At 60.5% G+C, this 22851-nt stretch carries 19 protein-coding genes; 8 read left to right on the forward strand and 11 right to left on the reverse strand.

Annotated elements, in window-relative coordinates; genetic code table 11:
• Window positions 1-36: 36 nt before the first annotated feature.
• From FH08_RS0125645 to FH08_RS0125665, 5 genes are all read right to left on the reverse strand, one after another.
• Window positions 37-507 carry a hypothetical protein gene (locus FH08_RS0125645; RefSeq protein WP_035567146.1) on the reverse strand — a complete coding sequence of 157 codons (471 nt, stop codon included), beginning with the start codon at window positions 505-507 and terminating at the stop codon, window positions 37-39.
• A 165-nt stretch (window positions 508-672) separates the two neighbouring features.
• Window positions 673-1965, reverse strand: coding sequence for an NAD(P)/FAD-dependent oxidoreductase (locus FH08_RS0125650; protein WP_031361105.1), 1293 nt, complete (start codon window positions 1963-1965; stop codon window positions 673-675).
• A 9-nt stretch (window positions 1966-1974) separates the two neighbouring features.
• A complete protein-coding gene (locus FH08_RS0125655) occupies window positions 1975-2721 on the reverse strand; it encodes an amino acid ABC transporter ATP-binding protein (RefSeq protein ID WP_031361106.1) in 747 nt (248 codons plus the stop codon).
• A complete protein-coding gene (locus FH08_RS0125660; RefSeq protein WP_031361107.1) occupies window positions 2718-3374 on the reverse strand; it encodes an amino acid ABC transporter permease in 657 nt (218 codons plus the stop codon). Before FH08_RS0125660 ends, FH08_RS0125655 begins: the two co-directional genes overlap by 4 nt.
• A 31-nt stretch (window positions 3375-3405) precedes the next feature.
• Complete coding sequence (locus FH08_RS0125665) at window positions 3406-4173, reverse strand: ABC transporter substrate-binding protein (RefSeq protein ID WP_031361108.1); 768 nt, start codon at window positions 4171-4173, stop codon at window positions 3406-3408.
• Between the two features lie 208 nt (window positions 4174-4381).
• On the opposite strand from FH08_RS0125665, the gene FH08_RS0125670 reads away from it, so the two are divergent.
• The gene (locus FH08_RS0125670) at window positions 4382-5173 is read left to right on the forward strand and encodes an IclR family transcriptional regulator (RefSeq protein ID WP_031361109.1); all 792 of its coding nucleotides are present in this window, start codon (window positions 4382-4384) and stop codon (window positions 5171-5173) included.
• A 74-nt stretch (window positions 5174-5247) separates the two neighbouring features.
• On the opposite strand, the gene FH08_RS0125675 is transcribed toward FH08_RS0125670, so the two are convergent.
• From FH08_RS0125675 to FH08_RS0125695, 4 genes are all read right to left on the reverse strand, one after another.
• A complete protein-coding gene (locus FH08_RS0125675) occupies window positions 5248-5784 on the reverse strand; it encodes a YMGG-like glycine zipper-containing protein (RefSeq protein ID WP_031361110.1) in 537 nt (178 codons plus the stop codon).
• Window positions 5785-5809: 25 nt separating this feature from the next.
• Window positions 5810-6181: a hypothetical protein gene (locus FH08_RS0125680; protein ID WP_419178025.1), complete on the reverse strand. Its 372-nt coding sequence runs from the start codon at window positions 6179-6181 to the stop codon at window positions 5810-5812.
• A gap of 678 nt (window positions 6182-6859) precedes the next feature.
• Window positions 6860-7582 (reverse strand): anti-sigma factor family protein, encoded by a 723-nt coding sequence (locus tag FH08_RS0125690; protein WP_031361113.1) that lies wholly within the window; start codon window positions 7580-7582, stop codon window positions 6860-6862.
• Entirely contained in the window at window positions 7572-8180 is a 609-nt protein-coding gene (locus tag FH08_RS0125695) for an RNA polymerase sigma factor (protein ID WP_051888528.1), read from the reverse strand. Before FH08_RS0125695 ends, FH08_RS0125690 begins: the two co-directional genes overlap by 11 nt.
• Before the next feature lie 296 nt (window positions 8181-8476).
• On the opposite strand from FH08_RS0125695, the gene FH08_RS0125700 reads away from it, so the two are divergent.
• Together FH08_RS0125700 and FH08_RS0125705 are read left to right on the forward strand one after the other, a co-directional pair.
• Window positions 8477-9442 (forward strand): metallophosphoesterase family protein, encoded by a 966-nt coding sequence (locus FH08_RS0125700; protein ID WP_035567149.1) that lies wholly within the window; start codon window positions 8477-8479, stop codon window positions 9440-9442.
• Window positions 9443-9472: 30 nt separating this feature from the next.
• A complete protein-coding gene (locus tag FH08_RS0125705) occupies window positions 9473-9844 on the forward strand; it encodes a cupredoxin domain-containing protein (protein WP_235210494.1) in 372 nt (123 codons plus the stop codon).
• Window positions 9845-9849: 5 nt separating this feature from the next.
• Here the strand turns inward: FH08_RS0125705 and FH08_RS0125710 are convergent, their stop codons facing one another.
• On the reverse strand, window positions 9850-10935 hold the full coding sequence (locus tag FH08_RS0125710; protein WP_035567151.1) for an aldose epimerase family protein: 1086 nt from the start codon (window positions 10933-10935) through the stop codon (window positions 9850-9852).
• A gap of 12 nt (window positions 10936-10947) precedes the next feature.
• Window positions 10948-12156 (reverse strand): XylR family transcriptional regulator, encoded by a 1209-nt coding sequence (locus tag FH08_RS0125715; protein WP_031361118.1) that lies wholly within the window; start codon window positions 12154-12156, stop codon window positions 10948-10950.
• 245 nt (window positions 12157-12401) lie between these two features.
• Between FH08_RS0125715 and xylA the strand changes: the two genes are divergently transcribed.
• The 5 genes from xylA (at window position 12402) to FH08_RS0125740 (ending at window position 22831) form a co-directional block, all read left to right on the forward strand.
• On the forward strand, window positions 12402-13718 hold the full coding sequence (gene xylA / locus FH08_RS0125720; protein ID WP_031361119.1) for a xylose isomerase: 1317 nt from the start codon (window positions 12402-12404) through the stop codon (window positions 13716-13718).
• Between the two features lie 264 nt (window positions 13719-13982).
• Window positions 13983-15011: a D-xylose ABC transporter substrate-binding protein gene (xylF, locus tag FH08_RS0125725; protein WP_031361120.1), complete on the forward strand. Its 1029-nt coding sequence runs from the start codon at window positions 13983-13985 to the stop codon at window positions 15009-15011.
• Between the two features lie 85 nt (window positions 15012-15096).
• The gene (xylG, locus tag FH08_RS0125730; protein WP_031361121.1) at window positions 15097-16653 is read left to right on the forward strand and encodes a D-xylose ABC transporter ATP-binding protein; all 1557 of its coding nucleotides are present in this window, start codon (window positions 15097-15099) and stop codon (window positions 16651-16653) included.
• Complete coding sequence (locus FH08_RS0125735) at window positions 16650-17849, forward strand: sugar ABC transporter permease (protein WP_031361122.1); 1200 nt, start codon at window positions 16650-16652, stop codon at window positions 17847-17849. The genes xylG and FH08_RS0125735 overlap by 4 nt, the downstream gene beginning before the upstream one ends.
• 107 nt (window positions 17850-17956) lie before the next feature.
• Window positions 17957-22831 (forward strand): NAD-glutamate dehydrogenase, encoded by a 4875-nt coding sequence (locus FH08_RS0125740; RefSeq protein ID WP_031361123.1) that lies wholly within the window; start codon window positions 17957-17959, stop codon window positions 22829-22831.
• Window positions 22832-22851: the final 20 nt, after the last annotated feature.

Genomic DNA, 22851 nt, shown 5'->3' on the forward strand with positions numbered 1-22851 from the left:
CATGTTGCTCGCGGCAACATTCTTTCAACAGCGCTCTCAGGCCGCGCCGGTGACCGGCGCCTTATCACGCATCAACGTAACATGCTGCCGGGCCGCCTCGTTGGCATGAGCTAGCGCGCGCACGGCTAGGGAAAACGCTAGCTGGGTGTCGTGAGCGACAGCGCTGCGGTCATCGTCGAAGAGTTTGGCTGCGTGTCGCAAATGCTGCGCCGCCTGCCCATGGAGTTCCGCCGCCGTTGCGTGATGCTGCGCTGCGGTCGTGTTTTCGGCGGAGCCTGTCGGCGCTGGCAATACCGTCGACGCACCCGCGTTATGTTTGACGACACTGTTGGCTTCATCTATGGCGTGAAGCGCGTAACCGTGCGCCATGATTGCCTGGTGGGCGGCGTGGTCGTAGTCCTTGCCCGCTCCGAAATGATGTGACGCCTCGCGGTGAAATCGCGCGGCCTGCTCGTGATGCGACGCTGCGGCTTCGAGATGTCCCTTTTTACTTTGTTTTGTGTTCATGGTTGCTCCTCCTGTACAGCGTGTCCGACTTCGACGTTGGACCCGTTGCGTGAGCCATGCAACCGCCACGCAACCGGCCGGAACCTATCCAATGAATTTACGCTTCTTCGGTTCGCCAAGGTTTTTTTTCGCAAGCGTCACACGTGCGCCGCCATCGGACAGTTGTCAGGAAAGTGCATCCAGCAGGCCATACCACGCCACGCCCGCGCTGATATAGACGCGCTGCAATGCATGAAAGGGGATCGGTTTGATCGATGTGGGCGGCAGAGGCAACCCCTGTGCCGCACCGCTCATGAACGCGGCCAGGTGTTTGCCCAGGGTTGTCGCCATGGCGATGCCGCGTCCGTTGTAGCCCAGCGCAATCGTCAAGCCTTCGGCAGGCGTGTGAACATGCGGCAGAAAGTCCCGTGTAATGGCAATGCGTCCCGCCCATCGATATTCATATTCGATGCCTTCGAGTTGCGGATACATCAACCGCGCCGCGCGTTCAAGGTGCGCCCAATCGGCGGCAGTACGCGGATCGCGGAAGGGACCGCGGCCGCCCATCAGCAAGCGGCCGGCGGCGTCCTTGCGGAAATACAGCAAGAGCCGCCGCGAGTCCGACGCGACTTCGCGTCCAGGCAGCACAGTCGCTGCGATATCGTCGGGAAGAGGCCGGGTTGCGACAATGAAACTGTTCGCCGCGATCACCGATTGTGCGAGACCGGGCCAAAGCGCATCGGTATAACCGTTGGTCGCGAGCAGCACCTGTTTCGCATCGATGACAACACCGCCCGCACAGCGTACGCGCCATCCTTCAGAGCTTCGTTCAAGCGCGACGGCGCGGGTGGCGCCGTGAATAGCGACACCCGCTGCCATCGCCGCGCGCGCCAGTCCACGCGCGTAACTCAGGGGCTGCACGCTGCCGGCGCGTTTGTCGATCCAGCCGCCCACGAACGTTTCGGTGCCCAGCCGCTTAGCAACCTGAGAGCGGTCGAGTAGTTCAATAGGCGCACCGCGAGCTTCCCACTGCCGCGCGCGGGCGTGCAGCGTGCTGAGCAGCTTGTCCGAATGCGTAGGTTGAATCCAGCCATTGCGCGTGGCGTCGCATTGGATATGGTGGCGTTCGATCAGGTCGAAGACCGTGTCCGCGGCGCCGCCTGCAATCTGCGCGAGTGCTTCGCCATCGCGTGATCCATATCGGCGGATGAGTTCGTCGGGGTCGTATTTAAGCCCCGGGATCACCTGGCCGCCGTTGCGGCCGGACGCGCCCCAGCCCGGTTCATTCGCATCGATCACGCAGACTTTCAAGCCGTGCCCGGCAAGATGCAAGGCGCTCGACAGACCCGTATAACCCGCCCCGACGATCAGCACATCGGTCTTGACGGAGGTATCGAGCGGCGGGGTATCGACGGCCGGTTCCGCAGTCGCGGCCCAGAGAGAGGGCGGCAACGGTCGTGCAACTTCAACAAGGCTCATGTTGGATATTCAGGTCGAAGGCGCGTCGGAGGAGGTGAGCACCCGGCGCAGGAAATCGCGCGTGCGAGGATGTTGCGGACGTTCGAGAAGATCGGCTGCGGCGCCTTCCTCGCAGATGGTGCCGTCGTAGAGAAAGCACACCCTGTCCGCCACTTCGCGCGCAAAGCTCATTTCGTGCGTGACGACAATCATCGTCATGCCGTCATAGGCAAGCTGGCGCATGACGCTCAGGACCTCACCGACCAGCTCCGGATCAAGCGCGGAGGTAGGTTCGTCGAACAGGATGGCCTTGGGCTCCATGGCGAGCGCGCGGGCGATCGCCACGCGTTGCTGCTGGCCGCCTGACAATTCCGACGGATAAGCGTCCATACGATGCCCGAGCCCGACCTTGTCGAGCAGATGGCGCGCCTTGTCCCGGGCCTGCACACGGCCTTCTTTTTTCACGAACACCGGACCCTCGCAGACGTTCTCCAGCGCGGTACGGTGCGGCCACAGGTTGAAGCGCTGGAACACCATGCCCACTTGCATGCGCAATTCGTGAATGTGATGCGAGCGGGCATCGACTGCTCTGCCATCCACGGTGATCGTGCCGGCGTCATGCGTTTCCAGGCCGTTGATGCAACGCAGGAGCGTTGATTTACCCGACCCCGACGGGCCGATCAGGCAGACCACCTGACCCGCTTCCACGTTGAGGCTGACGCCCTTGAGCACTTCCTGATCGTGGAAGCGTTTATGAATCGATTCGACCTTGATCATCGTTTCCCCTTGAGGCCGAGACGGCGTTCGAGGCGGCGCAAGCCATAGACGAGCGGCAGGCTGAGCGCGAGATAGAGCAACGCGACCAGCGTGAATACCGTCATGTTCTGGAAGGTCGACGATGCAATCAGCTGCCCGGCACGCGTCATTTCAGCGACCGTGATGGTGGATGCAAGCGACGAGTCCTTCAACATCATCACGAGCGTGTTGCCGTAGGACGGCAGTGCGATCTTGAACGCTTGCGGCAACACCACGCGGCGCATGATCAGTCCGCCGCGCATGCCGATGGATTGCGCCGCTTCTATCTGACCGTGATCGATCGCCTGGATACCCGCGCGAAAATTCTCCGCCTGATAGACGGAATAGGCGATGCCCAGCCCGATAAAACCAGCCTGGAACGCTGACAAACTCACGCCGAGATCGGGCAGGACGAAGTAGATATAAAAGAGCTGGACGATGATCGGCAGACCGCGGATCACGTTGATGAACGTCGAGGCCGCGTGCGAGGCGACCTTGTTCGACGACACGCGCATCAGCGCCAGCAGGAGTCCGAGCAGCGTGCTCAGGATGAACGAGCAGAAGGTGATCTCGATCGTGACGACCGCGCCTTTCAGCAGGATCGGCAGGAACTCGATGGCGTTCTGGAAGAACATGGCTTCAATCCTCTCTGTGCTGAGGATGTGTTTATTCCACCTGCCACTTCTTGATGATCTGCATCAGGGTGCCGTCCGCCTTGATCTTCTTGATGCCTGCGTTCAACTGGTCGAGCGTCGCTGTGTCCCCCTTGCGTACGACGAAGCAGACCTGACCCACCACTTCCGGCTGATACTCGTTGACCAGACGCAATTGCGGATTCGGGTTGTGCTGAAGCTGGTAAGCAATGATCGGATGGTCGCCGAAGCCGGCCTTGATGCGTCCAAGCGCGACGTCGCGCATGATGTCGGCGACGGAATCGTAGGTGCGCACTTCCTTGAAAATACCTTTCTTGTTAAGCGCGTCGACAAACGCCGTGCCAACCTGAGCGCCCACCACTTCGCCTTTGAGCGAGTCCATTGACGGGTATTTGCCGGTGTCGTCAGCGCGCACGATGAGGCCTTCGCCATACGAATACACCGTGTCCGAGAAGTCGACGACTTGCTGGCGCGCCGGCGTCTTCAGCATGGCGGCAGAAATAATGTCGATCTTCTTCGTGGTCAGCGACGGAATTAGTGAGGAGAACGTTGTTTGTTCAATACTGACGTCAAAGCCTGACGCCTTTCCGGTCGCCGTGATGGCATCGACCAGCAAGCCCTGGATCGAGTTGGACTTGACGTCGAGGAACGTGAACGGCACGCCCGTCGCCGTCGCCCCGACCGTATAAGTGGCGGCAGCGGCCACCGACAGGGCCGGCGCGCCCGCGAGCAGCAATCCCGTTGCAAAGACACAGGCGAAGCGTTTGACGAACTGGAACATGAGGCTCTCCACTGATTGGGAAGGATCGGTCAAAAAATCGGTAAATGATGTTTGACGTATCTTATTCGAGACAAAAAAATCGTCAATCGAAATATACGTATCGATATTCGATATGGTAGTGTTGCATAATGATCTCGAACCGTGAGCCAAACAATTGGGTAAATCCATGAACCGAACCAGACCGGACCTTCAAGCGGACGTGCCTGCAATGGCTGTTGATGCGCCAGATGCACCGGATGCGCTGTTTAATCAGTCGCTGGAGAAGGGCATTGCGGTTTTGCGAGCGTTCAGCGCGCAGCGGCGAACGATGACGCTACCGGAGGTCGCGGAGGCAACGTCGATCACGAAGAGTTCGGCGCAGCGCATGATCTACACGCTGGAAAAGCTCGGATATGTGAAGAAACATCCGCGCACCAAGCGTTACCAGCTTGCGGTGAAGGCGATGCAGATTGGCTTTAACTACCTGTCCGCGGATACGTTGATCGATGTCGCCAATCCGTTCCTGTCCGAGCTGACGAATGTAACGGGGGAGACGACCAACCTGACCGAGCCGGATGGGGTCGAGATGGTTTATGTCGCGCGCTTTGTGTGTACGAAATTCTTGCCAATTCACATGCCTATTGGCAGTCGCATCCCCATGTATTGCACAGCGTCAGGGAGGGCCTATCTGGCGGCGTTGCCGGAGGATGAGTCACGCGTGCTGCTGGAGGGGAGTGAGCGTGTGGTGCATACGCAGTACACGGTGACGGATCTCGGCGAGATTGATTCTCGGCTGGTGCAGGGGCGGCTTAGCGGGTATGCGTCGAACAGGGAGGAGTTGTTTATCGGCGATATGACCATTGCAGCGGCCGTGGTCGACGGGGAGCGGCGACCGGTGGCGTCGGTGCATGTCGTGGCGCCCACGAGCCGCTGGTCGCTCGCCGAAGCAGAGCAGCGCTTGGCGCCTGCGGTGATTGATTGCGCGCGCGGAATCAGCAATTCGATCCGTACGCTGGGATAGGTTTTTCGTTCGCACTCCTCCAGCTGAACCCCTTGGACGGGTGCGAACGAAAATGTGCCTGCTTCAATACCCCGTCAATACCCCGGCGGCGGAGGCGGCGGCATTCCGGGCGGCGGTGGCGGAGGAGGGGGTTGCGTCGAATAAACGCCTTGCGGCGGCGCTGCGCTCATCATGCGCCCGCGCATTGGCACCCGATTACCGTTCGCATACATGCACTGCAGGTAAGCATAGTCATAGCGCCGCTGAACGTCGTAGGCCGAACCTTGGGTGTTGCTCGCACCAAACATACTGCCGGCCAGCAAGCCGGCGCCGGCGCCAATAGCTGCACCCGAACCGCCGCCGAACGCCGCACCTGCCGCTGCGCCCAACGCGGTACCGACCACCGCACTGCCCACCGCGCTGTTGCTGACGGCCTGATTGGTCGAGTCACCGCCAACCTGCTGATACGCGAACTGGCGACACGAACCGTCATCTGCGCGGAACTGGTCGAAAGTCTTGTTCGTGCCGGGAAGGGCCATTACGCTCGGTCCCTGAGGCACTACGGCGCAACCGCCAAGAATGCCCAGCGACACCCCCATCGAAACGAGTAATGCAAGTCTTGGATACTTCATGACGCTTTGATCTTCCGTTCAAGGATTACTGAGAGTTGCCTGGCTGCGGCGCCACGGGACGCCAGCCGGCCGGGCATTCCTTCACATACGGGTAATACGCTTTCGATGCCTCGCAGTAGTACCAGGACCCGCCTTGTTGTCCAGAGGCATCGGCCGATGGCCCCGGACCCTGCGCGGGTCCCTGTTCGACGTAGTTCACCGGCGGCGCCGGCACAGCCATGACCGGCGGGTAAACGGGCGCATAAGGGTAGTAATACGGAACGGGCGCAACTGGATAGTAATAAGGCAATCCCACCCCCACACCCACAAAAACACGTGCAGCATCTGCCGGCACGCAGATACAGGCTGCGGCGACAGCCACCGCCGCCAGCGGCAAGCAAGAATTCAGGCGTTTCACGACATTTCTCCCAACCTGGTTTGACGACACGCTCCCCCGATTCCTTTATCGCAAGCAGATATCGGACCGTCCCGCCATCCGCTGCATTAAAGGAGCACAACTGAACGCTAATTCAGTTGACCACGAAGTGCCATTACAGACGTTACGCGCCATTTTTCCGATCGTTACAAAACGGCATTTAACGCCCCTATTCGCAAGATGATTGACAGCGTTCAGTAATATTTTCTTTGAAAACCGATCGTGAAATCGTCTGTCATTTTGCGCGCTTGCAAGCGGATACAAGCATTCGCCCATTTATCACGCTGTATGGTTCTTAAGATTGAAAACGATCAGCTCGCCCGAAAATTCCAGGCGCGCCGTGTTGTTCACATGAGACGCCGAATCGTCATCAGGCACAAGAGCGGCCGCCCGCGAACGTGTGCGCGCGCAACGGTCGGCGCGAAGGGCGGTTGGATCGAAGAGAAGAGAACGGACTGACGCAGCGGTGGAGGAAGCAAAAGCGCGGCGCTTCGTGGTGGTGAAGTACGCAACGGTGGCCGGCAACGGGAGCAGCGAAGCCGGATAAAGCTGTGGTGCGGCAGCGGTTCCGGCCGCGCCATGATGCGGACCTTGACGCCTGTCCCGTGGTCCGCGAACAGGTGAAACGCGGACCACCGGTGTCAAGCCGCACAATCCCGCTTATTGCCGCGTTCCCGCTCTGATCGCTTCGGCGAAACGTTTGATGTAGACCGCCGATGCATCGCTGATTGCCCAATACACCATGCCGTCCTGACGCCACTCGACCAGTGAATAACCATCGTCGGATTGCGTGACCAGGGGCGTGGACGACGACGCGCTTTTGCCATCGCCTTTGCCGTGATCATCGGGGAAGACGTACAAGTCGATCGGATGCTTCAGATACCGGTAGATCATCACGGCAACGGGGCGATGATCCACATAGTCCAGCCGCCCGCCGACCAGCGGAAAGCCTTGCGCCTGGGGATCGACCACGGGCGGCGCATAGTCAATACGCCCGTTGAACCAGGGCTTGACCGTATGCTGGTCGCTCGACAGCACATCCATCGTGCGCTCCGACATCAGCGCCCGTACATGGCTTGCGACGATCTCCTGTTGCACATCCGCGCCACGGGGCGGCTGCTGGGTCCAGAGCAGCGTCATGAAGACCAGCGAGCACAAGCCGATTCCCGCGACTCCGCCGCCGATGAACGGCAGGCCCGCCATGCGCCATGACCCGTTCCAGAACGATGGCTTTTGCTGCGCTTCCTTAGCTTCCTTAGCTTCCTTGGCGGCTTCGGCGTTTAACCGCGCCTGCACCTGCGCACGCAGGGATTGCGGTGCCCGTTCGTAAAGCGAGCCGTCACGCAGCTTTTCAGCAAGAGATGAATTAGATCTAGTTTCCACGCCTGGACTCCTCGGGACCTGCGGGTGGCGCTTTGACCAGACGGATTGCCTGCTGGTCCGACCCACCCTGGGCCGCCTTGACTGCTGTGCATAACATGCGCCGCGCCCGCGAAAGCCGCGACATCACCGTCCCCATCGGTATCCCCGCCACCGCGGCCACATCCTTGTAGCTCATGTCTTCCAGCTCACGCAACACGATCACTTCACGATATTCAACCGGCAACGTAGCCAACGCCCGATGCACGAGTTCGGTCTCGTCCTGACGCACGGCCAGCTTCTCCGGATCTTCGCCGCTTTCATCGGCCCAGCCGGGAAGCTGGTCGTCGACATTGAGCGAGTCGTCGTAGGGCGTGGCATCCGCGCGGTTATGTTGCCTGCGCCATTCGGTGAACCACGTGTTGCGCACGATCGCCAGCAGCCAGGCGCGCGGATTGTCGCCCTCATAGCCATCGAAGAAACGAAAGGCTCTCAGGAAGGCTTCCTGCACGACGTCGTCGGCGTCCGCGGGACTGCCGCTCAACCAGCGCGCAAGGTTATACGCCGCGTCAAGATGCGGCAGCATCACCGCGTCGAAGCGATTCGGCGAGTGCTTCGCCATTGGTACTCTCCCTGGCAACCGGTGTTGCCGTGGAACGTGCTGAACGTGCGCCACGCGCCAACGCGCATGACGGACCGCCGGTGGGTGTGCAATACCGCGATATTGCACTACCGCACTACAAGACGCCGGCTCTCAACTGTACTTACTCGCCGGCTTCCTGATTTATTCCCGATTATGCGAGGTTATCGAAAAAATTTACCGGGAATAAAGCCATGGGCCTCTGAGTTTGGTGGGCATGGGGAAATGCTTCCCCACCTTGCATCGCTGTTTTGCATACCCACCCACAGGAGCCGATCATGTCAGACCTCGACCGAAAAATCCTATTACCAGAATCCCTCACGGAACACGGCGCCAGACGCCGCACAGCACTGACGTGCATGGCATGGGCCGGCGCCGGCATGCTGTGGACAATGAACGGCGGCGTGCCTGGCTCCAAGCTGATCGGCGGCACCGCGGAGGCAGCCGAAGTCAACCGTCATGCGTTCAGCTTCGTGCAGATCAGCGACAGTCACATCGGCTTCAGCAAGGACCCGAACCTCGACCCGGCGAGCACCTTGAAGGAAGCCGTCGACAAGATCCGCACGAGCTCGGAGAAGCCGAAGTTCATCATCCATACCGGCGACATCAGCCACCTGTCCAAGCCTGACGAATTCGACACCGCCACGCAGATCATCGGGAGCGCCGGGCTCGACGTGCACTACGTACCGGGCGAACACGACGTGCTCGTCGACGACGGCGGTTCGTATTTCGAGCGCTTCGCCAAACCCTCGGCCCCGAAGTGGTACAGCTTCGACCAGAACGGGGTGCATTTTATCGGCTTGACCAATGTGCTGGATCTGCGTGGCGGCGGCCTGGGGTTTCTCGGCGATGAGCAACTGGCGTGGCTGAAGAAAGACCTGCAGGCACGCACGAGCAGCACGCCGATTGTCGTGTTCGCGCATATCCCCCTCTGGTCTTTGTATCCGCAATGGGGCTGGGGAACGGACGACAGCGCGCAGGCGCTGAGCATGATGAAGCGCTTCGGTTCGGTCACGGTGCTTAACGGCCATGTGCATCAGGTCGCGCAAAAAGTTGAAGGCGAGATCAGCTTTTACTCCGCGTTGTCGACCGCATTTCCGCAACCCGCGCCGGGCACCGCGGCAGGTCCCGGTCCGATGAAAGTTCCTGCCGATACGCTGCGCAAGATGCTGGGTGTGCGTTCGGTCAACTATATCCCGGGCAAGACCGAGCTGGCCGTTGTCGATTCACGGCTCAGCGCATGAGCGCCAACTTGAACCAAGCGGAGAATGATGATGGCAATACTTGACTATCGGCGTGCACGGCTGGCCAAGACGCTCTCTAAAACAATGGCTGCACTTTGCCTCGCAACGACGCTGGCGGCCCCGCCAGCCTTCGCGGCCCAGGCTACGCCGGCGACCACCGTAGTGATCGACAATTTTTCGTTTAGTCCTGCTCAGTTATCCGTTGCAGCAGGGTCGACCGTGACGTGGGAAAACCATGACGATATGCCCCATACCATCGTCAACGATGCAACGCCGCGCGAATTCAAATCGGCGCCGCTCGATTCCGGGGAGAACTTTTCACAGACGTTTTCGAAACCCGGCACGTACAAGTATTTCTGTTCGATCCATCCGCACATGACGGGCACGATCGTCGTGAAATAAAGCGCTTATTGCTGCAAGCCGAGCCGATACCACGTCACCTGCCGGTACGGTTCACCGGGGCGCACGATCACGCTGCCCGCGTCCGCCATGTTGACCTGGTTAGGAAACGCGCCGGCCTGGAGACACAGGCCGGCGTGTTTGCCGTAACGCCGTCCATGCCGTCCCACGATGCCATCCAGATGATTGCCGGTATAGAACTGCACGCCGGGCGCGTTGGTTCCCATCGTCAATTCGCGGCCGCTGCCGGGGTCGTAAAGCCGCACGACGGGTTTGAGCGTCTTACCGTTTTCACCCACGACATAACAATGATCGAAGCCGCCGGCACGCGCGAGCTGATCGTGCGGCCAGTCGAGCCGCGCACCCAGCGGAGCGCTTGCGCGGAAGTCGAACGCATGGCCCGCGACCTGCGCGCGGCCTTCGGGGATCAGCGCAGCATCGACTTCGAAGAACGTGTCGGCATCGATGGAAATCACGTGGCCGCGGATATCGGCGGTTTCGTCGCCGGACAGGTTGAAGCACGCGTGGTTTGTCAGGTTGAGCGGCGTAGGCGCATCCGTTACAGCTTCGTACGCGAGCGTCAGCGTGCCGTCGTCGTCGAGCGTGTAGCGCAATGTGGTCGACACATTACCGGGGAACCCCGCGTCGCCCTCCGGCGACTCATGCGTGAGGACCAGTCCGCCGTCCACTTCCTGCGCGTCCCATAGTGCGCGATGAAAGCCTGCCGTACCGCCGTGAAGCAGGTTGTCGCCCTCGTTACGGTCAAGCGAATACGCGACATTGTCGAGCGCAAAGCGCGCGTTCTCGATGCGGTTTGCCCAGCGTCCGATCACGCCGCCCAGATAAGCATGGCCGGCGAAATATTCAGCGGGCGTATCGTGACCCAGCAGGACATCGGCCACGCGTCCCGTGCGATCGGCGGTATTCCACGAGACCAGCGTTGCACCGAGATCGCTGATGGCGACGCGCATGCCGTGCACATTACGCAGCGTGAATAGGCGCGCCACGTCGCCGCCGGGCAACTCACCCCAGCGTTCGACACTGACGCGCACGGAGCCTGGGCGGAGAGGGGTGGGCATATCGGCGAGGTTCATCAAGAGCGTGGATCAGCCTGGTTGTTCGCAGGACGCGACCGGCAGGCGCTCCTGGTATTCGCGCGGCGTACAGTCCAGCTCGCGGCGGAACACGGCGTACATGTATTGCAGCGATGTGAAGCCGCAGCGGATAGCGACTTCGGCGCTGGATAAATCGTGACGCGCGAGGAGTTGCTTGGCGATATCGAGTTTGTGATTCAGGATCTCCTGATGCACGGTGCAACCGAGTTCGCGGCGGAAGTGATCCTCCAGCGACGAGCGCGACACACCCACGTAGTCGGCCACTTGTTCGGTCTTGATGCCCTGGCACCCGTATTGCCGGATGTAGTGGCGCGCACGCATGACATAGGGACTCGACACCGGTTGATGACGCGTGGATTCAAGCACGTTGATGCCTACCGGCGGCACGAGGATGCGCCTGCCGTGAAAGCGCGCGCCGCCCAGCATCTGGTGCAGCAGATGCGCGGCTGTTCGGCCCATTTCCTCGGTTCCCTGGATCACGGAAGACAGCGGAATGCGGGTGAGCGAGCGTGTCAGCGGATCGTTGTCTATGCCGATGATGGCCACTTGCTCAGGCACGGCAATACCCGAGATCAGGCACGCCTGCAGCAGATGCCGCGCGCGGGCATCGGTCACGGCGATCACGCCCACGGGCTTCGGCAAGCTCTCGAGCCATGAGGTCAGTTGTGCGCTTGCCTGGCTCCAGACCGGTGCACTGGTCGGCAGGCCGCGATGAATATCTGCTTCCAGTCCATCGGCTGCGAGCAGCGCCTTGAAGGCCAGTTCACGTTCTTGCGCCCAACGGTTTTCGGGCGATTCAGGGAGGCTGTAAAGCGCAAAACGCTGCAAGCCCGCGCCGATCAGATGCGTGTACGCGAGCGATATCAGCTTCGCATTGTCGGTTGCGATATAAGGCAGCTTGGCTGGGTAACACGCCGGGTCCGCATAAGACGAACCCACCGCGACCACGGGCAGTTGCGAATCGCCGAGTGCTTCGGCCATCTCCGGATCGTCGAAATCCGCGATGATGCCGTCGCCTTCGAAGCGTTCGATGCCGTTGAGCCGGCAGCGGAAATCTTCCTCCAGGAAGAGGTCCCATGCGACGCGCGTGGACAGCAAATAATTGCCTATGCCGGTAATGACCCCGCGGTCATACACCTTGTTCGCGTTGAACAGCAGCGCGATCCGGTGCGAAGCCTGTGCTGTCTGTGGTCGAGTCATCGAACTCCGGACGGATGCATGCCGCAGTGCCGCGACATGCCCATCGTCTCCGTTGCAGCGCAATATGCGCCTGTTTTTTTCACGCGTCTTTTTAGCGTTTGCTGATTCTAGGCCCGCGCGTGAAGCCACCGCTAGCCCGATTATGACCTACCTGAAGAAACACCATGAGCGCTGGCGGATTTCGCAATTGCTCGTTGCGCAACGAAGCTGGCAGCATGGTGTCACATTAAAAGGAAGGAGACGCCATGTCATATTTCGAACATTTGCCGGCCGTGCGTTATGAAGGCCCGGAGTCAGACAATCCTTTTGCTTTCCGTCATTACGATCGCGACAAGCTGGTCCTCGGCAAGCGCATGGAAGATCACTTGCGCCTCGCCGTCTGTTACTGGCATACCTTCGTATGGCCCGGCGTCGACATGTTCGGGCAGGGCACTTTCCACCGGCCGTGGCAGCAACCCGGCGACGCAATAGAACGCGCCCACGTGAAAGCCGACTCGGCGTTCGAATTCTTCTCGAAACTGGGCGCGCCGTATTACACCTTCCATGACACCGACGTGTCACCTGAAGGCGACAGCATCAAGCATTACGTCAACAACTTCAAAGGCGTCACGGACTATCTGGCGGCCAAGCAGGAACAAACGGGTATCAAGCTGCTGTGGGGCACGGCCAACCTGTTCTCGCACCCGCGTTACGCAGCGGGAGCCGCGACCAATCCGAACCCGGAAGTGTTTGCGTTCGCGGCTACGCAGGTGTTCCAGGCACTTGAAGCCACGCATCGGCTTGGTGGTGAAAACTATGTGTTGTGGGGCGGCCGCGAGGGTTATGACACGCTGCTGAACACCGATCTCAAGCGCGAACGCGATCAGCTTGGGCGCTTCCTCAATATGGTGGTGGAGCACAAGCACAAGACGGGTTTCAAAGGCGCGTTGCTGATCGAGCCGAAACCGCAGGAGCCGACCAAGCACCAGTACGACTACGACGTGGCGACGGTCCATGGTTTTCTCGCGCAGTTCGGTTTGCAAAATGAAATCCGCGTGAACATTGAGGCGAATCATGCAACGCTCGCGGGACATTCATTCCACCACGAGATTGCGACGGCGTACGCGCTTGGCATCTTCGGTAGCGTCGATGCGAATCGCGGCGATCCGCAAAACGGCTGGGACACCGACCAGTTTCCGAACAGCGTTGAAGAGCTGACGCTGGCGCTGTATGAAATCCTGCGACATGGCGGCTTCAGCACCGGCGGCATGAACTTCGATGCGAAAGTGCGCCGTCAGAGCGTGGCGCCCGAGGACCTGTTCTTCGGGCATATAGGCGCAATCGACGTGATAGCCATCGCGCTTGAACGGGCAGCCACGCTGGTCGAGAATGACAAGCTCGCCGAGTTCAAGACCCAGCGTTACGCGGGCTGGGACACGGAATTTGGCCGCAAGATCCTCTCGGGCGGTTACTCTCTGGAGTCGCTCGCTATCGATGCGCTTGGACGTCGCGTTAACCCGCAGCATGTGAGCGGACAACAAGAGCAGCTCGAAAATATCGTGAACAGGGCGATTTATAAGTGATGCGCGGGCTTGGCAAAATGATCAGGAAACCGCATCGAAAATCATTAAGCGGCCCGGCTGATTTCGCAATTGCGTGCAAGACGAATAAGGGCTCAAGCTAACGAAAAACCTGAGAGACCGCCAACCGCAAAACCGACGACCGCGAACATCGATTCGCGGCGCAAGCAGTAGATTCCGCCGACGTCTCCTCTCTCGCCTATGCGTTGCCTCGACCGGCCGCGCAGGGAGACGCATCGGCTAGTCAACCATAAAGAGGAGTGAGACATGAAGTTTGCAAAACGCCGTGCCGTACTGGGATCGCTAGTCTGTGGAGCGATGTTCGCCAGTTTGACCGTGCTTCCTACGCTGGCTCATGCGAGCAAGGACAAGCCTGAAATTGGCTTCTGTATTGACGACCTCCGGGTCGAGCGCTGGTCGCGCGACCGGGATTATTTCGTCGCTGCCGCCACAAAGCTGGGCGCCAAGGTGTCCGTGCAATCCGCTGACGCCAGCGAAGAACGGCAGATATCGCAGATTGAAAACCTGATCTCGCGGGGCGTCGATGTCATCGTGATCGTGCCGTTCAATTCGAAAACCCTCGGCAATGTAGTCGCCGAAGCGAAGAAGGCGGGCATCAAGGTGGTGTCGTACGACCGCCTGATCCTCGATGCCGATGTGGACGCCTACATCTCCTTCGATAACGAAAAGGTCGGTGAAATGCAGGCGCAAGGCGTGTTCAATGCGCAGCCCAAGGGTAACTACTTCATGCTCGGCGGCTCACCGACCGACAACAACGCGAAGATGCTGCGTGAAGGGCAATTGAAGATCCTGAAACCGGCCATCGATCGCGGCGACATCAAGATTGTCGGTCAGCAATGGGTGCCGGAATGGAGCGCTGCAACCGCGCTGCGCATCACCGAAGACGCGCTGACCGCGAACAACAACAAGATCGACGCCATTGTGGCGTCCAATGACGGCACGGCCGGTGGCGCCATCCAGGCGCTGGCCGCGCAACACCTCGCGGGCAAGGTGCCTATCTCCGGCCAGGACGCTGACCTTGCAGCGGTCAAGCGGGTGATGGATGGCACGCAGACCATGACCGTCTATAAACCGCTGAAGCTGATTGCGGGCGAAGCGGCCAAACTGGCGGTGGACCTGGCGAAAGGGCAGCAACCGGCCTATAACGCGAAATACGACAACGGCATGAAGCAGGTCAACACCGTGTTGCTGCAGCCGACGCTCCTGACCAAGAGCAATGTCGATACCGTGGTGAAGGACGGCTTCTATACGCAGGCCCAGTTGGCAGGGAATTAACCACTCTGCCGGCGTCATGCCGGGCGTGAGGGCCGCAGGGGTTCAGGGGCCTTCACGCTGATTCACTGTCCAGGATAAAAACCGCATGGCAAACGCGCTGCTGGAAATGCACGGTATCGTCAAGACGTTTGGCGGTGTGAAGGCGCTCGATGGAATCGACCTCGTGGTCTCGCCCGGGGAATGCGTGGGTTTGTGCGGCGAGAATGGCGCAGGCAAATCGACGCTGATGAAGGTGCTGTCCGGCGTGTATCCGCACGGCACGTGGGAAGGGGAAATTCTCTGGGAAGGCAAGCCTTTACAGGCATCGACAATCCGAGAAACGGAGGATGCCGGCATTGTCATCATCCATCAGGAACTGATGCTGGTGCCGCAGTTATCGGTGGCGGAGAACATCTTCCTCGGCAACGAGATCACGCTGAGCGGCGGCCGGATGAACTACGCGGCAATGTATCAGCGCGCCGATGAACTGCTGCGCGAACTGAACATTAGCGGCATCAATGTCGCTCAGCCGGTGATGAATTACGGCGGCGGCCATCAGCAATTGATCGAGATTGCCAAGGCGTTGAACAAGCGCGCGAAGTTGCTGATCCTCGATGAACCTTCGTCGTCACTGACCGCAAGCGAAATCCGGATCTTGCTGGACATCGTGCGCGACCTGAAGAAGCGCGGGGTGGCGTGCGTGTACATCTCGCACAAGCTCGACGAGGTGGAAGCCGTCTGCGACACCATCACCGTGATCCGGGACGGCAAGCATGTTGCCACGCAGCCCATGAAGGATCTGAGCACCGACAGCATCATTTCGATGATGGTCGGCCGGGAGATCAAGAACCTGTTCCCGCGCGAGCCGCATGACATTGGCGAAGTGATCTTCGAGGCGCGCCACGTTACCTGTTTCGATGTGACCAACTCGCGGCGCAAGCGCGTGGACGACGTCTCGTTTTCGCTGCGCAAGGGCGAGATTCTCGGCGTGGCCGGCCTGGTCGGCGCTGGGCGAACCGAGCTGATGCAGGCGATCTTCGGCGCGTACCCAGGCGTCAGTGAGGCGGAGGTTTATCTGAACGGCAAGCGCCTCAAGATCAAGACACCGGCCAATGCAATCGACGCCGGTATTGGCATGGTGCCTGAAGACCGCAAGCGTCACGGCATCGTGCCGCAACTCGGCGTCGGGCATAACATCACGCTCGCTGTGCTGAATCGTTTTGCGAAGGGCGGCCGGATTGATTCCGCTGCTGAACTCGACACGATCCATACCGAGATGAAGCGGCTTTCCGTGCGCGCCGCCACGCCGATGTTGTCCATCGCCAGTCTCTCCGGCGGCAATCAGCAGAAGGCCGTGCTAACCAAGATGCTGCTGACCGACCCGGCAATCCTTATTCTCGATGAACCCACGCGCGGCGTTGATGTAGGCGCCAAGTTCGAGATCTACAAGCTCATGTTCGCGCTGGCCCGGCGCGGCGTGTCGATCATCGTGGTGTCGTCGGAGCTCAACGAAGTGCTTGGCGTGAGCGACCGCGTGCTGGTCATAGGTGAGGGCCAGCTGCGTGGCGACTTTATCAACGAAGGGCTCACGCAAGAACATATCCTGGCGGCGGCCATCCGCGCGACCCCACAGACAAACTCTTTTCAAGCGAGCGTCGCATGACACCTGACGTCACCTCGTCGCCCAAACGCAGCGCCGCCGGCGGCGCGAGCACCACCTCCGGCCAGCGCTTCAAGCAGCTTTTCACGCGATACAAGCTGCTCGCGCTGCTGCTGGCGGTCACCGTTATCTGGATCTTCTTTTCCTTCCTCACCGATGGCGCGTTCGTCACGCCACGCAATCTGTCGAACCTGCTGCGGCAGATGTCGATCACCGGCATGCTCGCGTGCGGCATGGTGTTTGTAATCATCTCGGGCGAGATCGATTTGTCGGTTGGATCGTTGCTCGGATTGCTCGGCGGCGTGGCCGCTATTCTGGACGTCTCGCATCACTGGCCGATCCAGTTCACCGTGCCGGCGGTGATGCTGCTCGGCATCGCGATCGGCATGTTCAATGGCTGGTGGTCGACTTATCTGAGGGTGCCGTCGTTCATCGTCGGGCTTGGCGGCATGCTCGCGTATCGGGGTGTACTGCTGGGCGTGACCGGCGGTTCGACCATCGCGCCTGTCTCCAGCAACCTGGTGTTCATCGGCCAGGGATATTTGCCACGCATGGCGGGTAATGCGCTTGCAGTCGTACTGTTTGCGTTGCTGGTCATGCTGACCGTGCGTCAGCGGCAGAACCATCTGCGTTACAACTTGCCTGTCGTGCCGCTATGGCAGGACGGCGTGAAGATCGTGGCGGCGGGGTTGGTGCTGGTGGCGTTCGTGATGACGCTGAATCAGTACGGCGGTATTCCCGTACCTGTATTGCTGCTGCTGGCGTTGCTCGGTATTTTCACCTATATCGCAACTCAGACTGTGTTCGGCCGGCGCATTTATGCGGTTGGTTCAAACCTCGAAGCAACGCGTTTGTCGGGCGTGAATACGAACCGCGTGAAGCTGATGATCTTCGCGTTGATGGGCCTGATGTGCGCGCTTGCCGGACTGGTCAACACGGCGCGGCTGGCAGCGGGTTCTCCATCGGCGGGAACGATGGGCGAGCTTGATGCCATTGCCGCGTGCTTCATTGGCGGGACGTCCATGCGCGGTGGTTCGGGGACCGTCTATGGCGCATTGATCGGGGCGCTGGTGATGGCGAGCCTGGACAACGGCATGTCGATGCTCGATGTCGATTCGTATTGGCAGATGATCGTAAAGGGCGGCATTCTTGTGCTCGCGGTATGGATCGATGTCGTGTCGGGCTCTAATCAGCGTTAGTGTTAGTGTCAGGGTCAGGGTTTCCTCGGACGGTGCTTCGGGCGCTCTAGTGTCATAAAACTAGGCGCATAATCCGAGCACCGAACGCGAAAGATCCGGGAGACGACATGCTGACCAAGAGCGAAGAACGCGTTGCGCACCTTCTCACCGATGTAGTCGACTTTGCACGGGGACGGCTTCCAGAGCCCGCGTTCAATGTCGTTGAACCACTTCTAAGTCACTACTACGAGCTTGCAGACCCCGAAGACGTCCAGAGCCGCGATATAGCCGATCTCTACGGCGCGGCCATGGCGCACTGGCAGACGGCGCAAAAATTCACCACGGGCCGCGAGGTCCTGCGGGTATACAACCCCAACCTTGAACAACACGGCTGGCATTCCGATCACACGGTGGTCGAGATCGTCAATGACGACATGCCGTTCCTCGTCGACTCGGTCACCATGGCGGTCAACCGCCTGGGTCTCGCGATGCATTCCGCGATACATCCGGTGTTCCGGGTTTCCCGCGACGCAAGCGGGGCGATTACGCGCATCGCGCTGGGTCACGTCGATGGCGGCGATCCGCAATCGCGCCTCGAATCGTATATTCATTTTGAAGTGGACCGCTGCGGCGAAGCAGCAAAGCTCGACGAGCTCCGCAGCGACATTGCTCGCGTGCTCGGCGACGTACGCGCTTCGGTGGAAGACTGGCCGAAGATCGTTGAGGTTGCGCGGGCGACCATAGCTGAAATGAAAGCGCGCGAGACCAGCGCGGATGGAGTAGAAGCACGCGCGTTCCTGGAGTGGATGGTGGCGGATCATTTCACCTTCCTCGGGCACCGCGACTACGAACTGATTACGCAAGATAGCGGCTTTGCGCTTCGCGGCGTGCCGGGCTCCGGCGCAGGACTGTTGCGTGAAAGCCTGCGTCCGGCCTCAGCCGATAACATCACGCCATTGCCCCCGGCCGCGGCGGCCATCATCAATGGATCAGCGCCGATTTTCCTCACCAAGGCCAATTCACGGGCGACCGTGCACAGGCCGGGTTATCTGGACTACGTTGGCGTAAAGCGCGTCGGCGCGGATGGCAAGGTGATCGGGGAGCGGCGGTTTATTGGCCTGTACACGTCCACCGCGTATCTGGTTCCCACATCCGAGATCCCGATCGTGCGGCGCAAATGCGCGAACATCATCAGGCGTGCCGGCTTTCTCGCGAAGGGGCATCTGCATAAGTCGCTCGTGACCGTGCTTGAACAATATCCGCGCGAAGAACTCTTCGAAGCCGATGAGGACGACCTGTTCGAGATCGCGCTCGGGGTGCTGCGTTTGCAGGAGCATCAGCGCACACGGCTGTTTGTGCGGCGCGACCGGTTCGACCGCTTTGTCTCATGCCTCGTGTTCGTGCCGCGCGACAAGTTCAATACGGACCTGCGCAAGCGCATCGCGAAGGTCCTCATGGAGGCGTTCAACGGCAAGAGCATCGAGTTCACGCCGCTGTTGTCCGAGTCTCCGCTCGCGCGCATCGCTATCACGGTGCGCTCGGACAAAGGCACGATACCCGAAGCCGATACGCGCGAACTCGAGCAACGGATCGTGCAGGTCGCGCGCCGCTGGCAGGACGATCTGGCGGATGCGCTGGTCGACAGCTTCGGCGAAGAGCAGGGCAACCGGCTTTTGAATCGCTACGCGGATTCGTTCCCGGCGGGTTATCGCGAAGATTATCCGGCGCGGACCGCGGTGCGCGATATCGAATTGATCGAGCAGACGCAGGTGAGGGCGGGCGGTCTCGCGATGAGCCTTTACAGGCCGATTGAAGCCGGACGGCGCGCGTTTCGCTTCAAGGTGTACAGAGTGGGTGACCCGATCGCGCTGTCGCATAGCCTGCCGATGCTGGAGCATCTTGGCGTGCGTGTGGATGAAGAACGGCCTTATCGCATTGAACCGCTCGGTGCGCCGCAGGCGTGGATACACGACTTCGGCCTGGAGCTTGCCGACGACGTGGAATTTGACATCGATCGCGTCAAGGAATTGTTCGAGAACGCGTTTGCAAGCGTCTGGACCGGCGAAGTCGAGAACGATGGCTTCAACCGGCTGGTCCTGCGCGCGCAACTCGGCGCCCGCGACGTCACGATCCTGCGCGCCTATGCCAAGTACCTGCGGCAGGTCGGATCCACCTTCAGCGATGCCTATATTGAACGCGCGCTGACCGGCAATCCGGCGATCGCGCGCAAATTGCTTGAACTGTTCCTGGTGCGCTTCAACCCCGCGCTTCCCGGGGCGGCCGGCGAAAATCCTCAAAGTCATGAGCTTCGCGACACCCGCACCCAGCATGTGCTGGCCGAAATAGAAACCGCACTCGACAACGTACCCAACCTCGACGAAGACCGGATCCTGCGGCAATTTCTGGGCGTGATCAACGCGACTGTACGAACCAATCACTTTCGTAAGGATGACGAAGGTAAGTCCAAATGTTATCTCTCGTTCAAACTCGATCCGTCGATGGTGCCGGGCTTGCCCGAACCCAAGCCGATGTTCGAGATCTGGGTCTATGCGCCGCGTGTGGAAGGCGTGCATCTGCGAGGCGGAAAGGTGGCGCGCGGTGGCTTGCGCTGGTCGGACCGCCGCGAAGATTTTCGCACTGAAGTGCTCGGCCTGATGAAGGCGCAGATGGTGAAAAACACCGTCATTGTGCCGGTTGGATCGAAGGGCGGCTTCGTGGTGAAGCACCCGCCGCCAATCACGGACCGCGAGGCGTTCGCGCGTGAGGGCGTGGCGTGCTACCAGATGTTCCTGCGCGGTCTGCTCGACGTGACCGACAACCGCGTGGCCGGCGTCATCGTGCCGCCGCCGGATACCGTGCGTCATGACCCCGATGATCCTTATCTCGTGGTCGCCGCCGACAAAGGCACGGCCACGTTCTCGGACTATGCCAACGCCATTGCGCACGAATACGGCTTCTGGCTAGACGACGCGTTCGCTTCAGGCGGTTCGGTGGGCTACGACCACAAGAGGATGGCGATCACCGCTCGCGGCGCGTGGGAATCGGTCAAGCGCCATTCGCGCGAGATGGGCGTGGATACGCAGACGATGGACTTCACCGTGGTCGGTATCGGCGACATGTCGGGTGATGTGTTCGGCAACGGCATGCTTTTGTCGCGTCATATCCGGCTGATCGCGGCGTTCGATCATCGCCATATCTTCCTTGATCCACATCCTGACACTGCCGCCAGTTTCAACGAACGTGAGCGGCTGTTCGCGCTGCCGCGATCAAGCTGGGCGGACTACGACGCCACGCTGATTTCAGCCGGAGGCGGAATCTTCCCGCGCACGGCGAAAACGATCGCGTTGTCGGCGCAGGTCCAGGCCGCGCTCGGCGTGGCAGCCGCGACGCTTGCACCGAACGAGCTGATCCGCGCGATCTTGCTGGCGGATGTGCATCTGCTCTACAACGGCGGCGTGGGTACGTACGTCAAGTCGACGCGCGAGACGCCAGCGCAGGTCGGCGACAAAACCAACGACGCCGTGCGCGTCAACGGTTCCGAACTGCGCTGCAAGGTATTAGCCGAAGGCGGCAATCTTGGCGTGACGCAGCTCGGCCGGATCGAATACGCACAGCATGGCGGGCGCATCAACACTGACGCCATCGACAACTCCGCAGGCGTCGACTGTTCTGACCATGAGGTGAACATCAAGATCCTGCTGGGCCTGGTGGTGGCTGACGGCGAGATGACCGAAAAGCAGCGCAACGCGCTGCTTGCCGAGATGACCGATGAAGTCGGCCTGCTCGTGCTGAAGGATAACTACGCGCAGACGCAGGCGTTATCGATTGCGAACCGCTACGTGGCCGAGATGCTCGACGGTGAGGCGCGGCTCATGCGCTGGCTCGAACGCGCAGGGCGGTTGAAACGCAAGATCGAATTCCTGCCATCGGATGAAGACATAGCCGAGCGTCAGGCGGCCAAACAGGGGCTCACGTCACCCGAGCGCGCGGTGCTGCTGGCTTACAGCAAGATGTGGCTCTACGACGAACTGCTCGCCTCCAATGTTCCCGAGGACGTGCTTGTTGCAGGCATGCTGCCGGACTATTTCCCGCTGCCCCTGCAGGCGCGCTACAGCGAACCGATGCAGCGCCATCCGCTCAGGCGCGAAGTCCTGGCCACGCACCTGACGAACGCGTTGATCAACCGGGTCGGCAGCACCTTCGTGCATCGCTTGATGGAGGAAACCGACGCGTGTCCGAGCGAGATCGTGCGTGCCTGCATCATGGCGCGCGATGTGTTCGATCTGAACGAGGTCTGGCGCAATATCGACGCGCTCGACAATCGCGTGGCGGACGAAGTGCAAGCCCGGATGTTCGTCGATGTCGTGCGTTTGCTGGAGGGCGCGACGCTCTGGTTCCTGCGCCATTTGAAGGTATCGACGGAGGACGCCAGTCTTGCGGCCGAACGTGTCGCGCGTTGTCGGGAAGCGGCGCAAAGGCTCGCGCCGCAGTTGCCGCGCCTGCTGCCTGCCGACGAACTCGATGGATGGACCGAACGGCGTCGCGTGCTGGAGGAGGCGGGGGTTGAAGGTCCGCTGGCGGCGCTGGTGGCGAGCGGCGAGTTATCGACTGCGGTGCTGGATAGCGCTGAAGTTGCAGCAAGTTGCGATCGTAGCCTTGAGACGGTCGCGAGCGTTTACTTCGCCATAGGCACGTTGTTGAACTACAGCTGGATCGCCGAGCGCGCGATGGCGTTGCCTGCTTCCACTCACTGGGACCTGCTGGCGCGGGCGGCTGCTTTGGAAGAACTGGCGCGGCTCAAGCGTGCGTTGACGATCAGTGCGCTGGAGCAAACACGCGATGCTGATACGCCTGAAGTGATCGTTGAAAACTGGCGCTGCAGAAGGGAAGCCGCGGTCGAGCGTTATGGGCGTTTGCTGGCGGAATTGCGTGCGACAACGGGTGCGAGTCTTTCGATGCTGCTCGTTGTGGTCCGCGAGATAGCGACGCTGGAACGTGCGTAGTTGTATGGGCTGGAGTCATT

The organism is Caballeronia sordidicola, assembly GCF_000729995.1.
GTDB lineage: Bacteria > Pseudomonadota > Gammaproteobacteria > Burkholderiales > Burkholderiaceae > Caballeronia > Caballeronia sordidicola_A.

What these genes read in the sequence shown, in the direction of transcription:
- FH08_RS0125695 (WP_051888528.1), bottom strand. Translation starts at nt 8,180, where the DNA reads ATGGCGAAGCACTCGCCGAATCGCTTCGACGCGGTGATGCTGCCGCAT.
- FH08_RS0125660 (WP_031361107.1), bottom strand. Translation starts at nt 3,374, where the DNA reads ATGTTCTTCCAGAACGCCATCGAGTTCCTGCCGATCCTGCTGAAAGGC.
- FH08_RS0125670 (WP_031361109.1), top strand. Translation starts at nt 4,382, where the DNA reads ATGGCTGTTGATGCGCCAGATGCACCGGATGCGCTGTTTAATCAGTCG.
- FH08_RS0125665 (WP_031361108.1), bottom strand. Translation starts at nt 4,173, where the DNA reads ATGTTCCAGTTCGTCAAACGCTTCGCCTGTGTCTTTGCAACGGGATTG.
- FH08_RS0125675 (WP_031361110.1), bottom strand. Translation starts at nt 5,784, where the DNA reads ATGAAGTATCCAAGACTTGCATTACTCGTTTCGATGGGGGTGTCGCTG.
- xylG (WP_031361121.1), top strand. Translation starts at nt 15,097, where the DNA reads ATGGCAAACGCGCTGCTGGAAATGCACGGTATCGTCAAGACGTTTGGC.
- xylF (WP_031361120.1), top strand. Translation starts at nt 13,983, where the DNA reads ATGAAGTTTGCAAAACGCCGTGCCGTACTGGGATCGCTAGTCTGTGGA.
- FH08_RS0125645 (WP_035567146.1), bottom strand. Translation starts at nt 507, where the DNA reads ATGAACACAAAACAAAGTAAAAAGGGACATCTCGAAGCCGCAGCGTCG.
- FH08_RS0125650 (WP_031361105.1), bottom strand. Translation starts at nt 1,965, where the DNA reads ATGAGCCTTGTTGAAGTTGCACGACCGTTGCCGCCCTCTCTCTGGGCC.
- FH08_RS0125710 (WP_035567151.1), bottom strand. Translation starts at nt 10,935, where the DNA reads ATGAACCTCGCCGATATGCCCACCCCTCTCCGCCCAGGCTCCGTGCGC.
- xylA (WP_031361119.1), top strand. Translation starts at nt 12,402, where the DNA reads ATGTCATATTTCGAACATTTGCCGGCCGTGCGTTATGAAGGCCCGGAG.
- FH08_RS0125655 (WP_031361106.1), bottom strand. Translation starts at nt 2,721, where the DNA reads ATGATCAAGGTCGAATCGATTCATAAACGCTTCCACGATCAGGAAGTG.
- FH08_RS0125715 (WP_031361118.1), bottom strand. Translation starts at nt 12,156, where the DNA reads ATGACTCGACCACAGACAGCACAGGCTTCGCACCGGATCGCGCTGCTG.
- FH08_RS0125740 (WP_031361123.1), top strand. Translation starts at nt 17,957, where the DNA reads ATGCTGACCAAGAGCGAAGAACGCGTTGCGCACCTTCTCACCGATGTA.
- FH08_RS0125705 (WP_235210494.1), top strand. Translation starts at nt 9,473, where the DNA reads ATGGCAATACTTGACTATCGGCGTGCACGGCTGGCCAAGACGCTCTCT.
- FH08_RS0125735 (WP_031361122.1), top strand. Translation starts at nt 16,650, where the DNA reads ATGACACCTGACGTCACCTCGTCGCCCAAACGCAGCGCCGCCGGCGGC.
- FH08_RS0125700 (WP_035567149.1), top strand. Translation starts at nt 8,477, where the DNA reads ATGTCAGACCTCGACCGAAAAATCCTATTACCAGAATCCCTCACGGAA.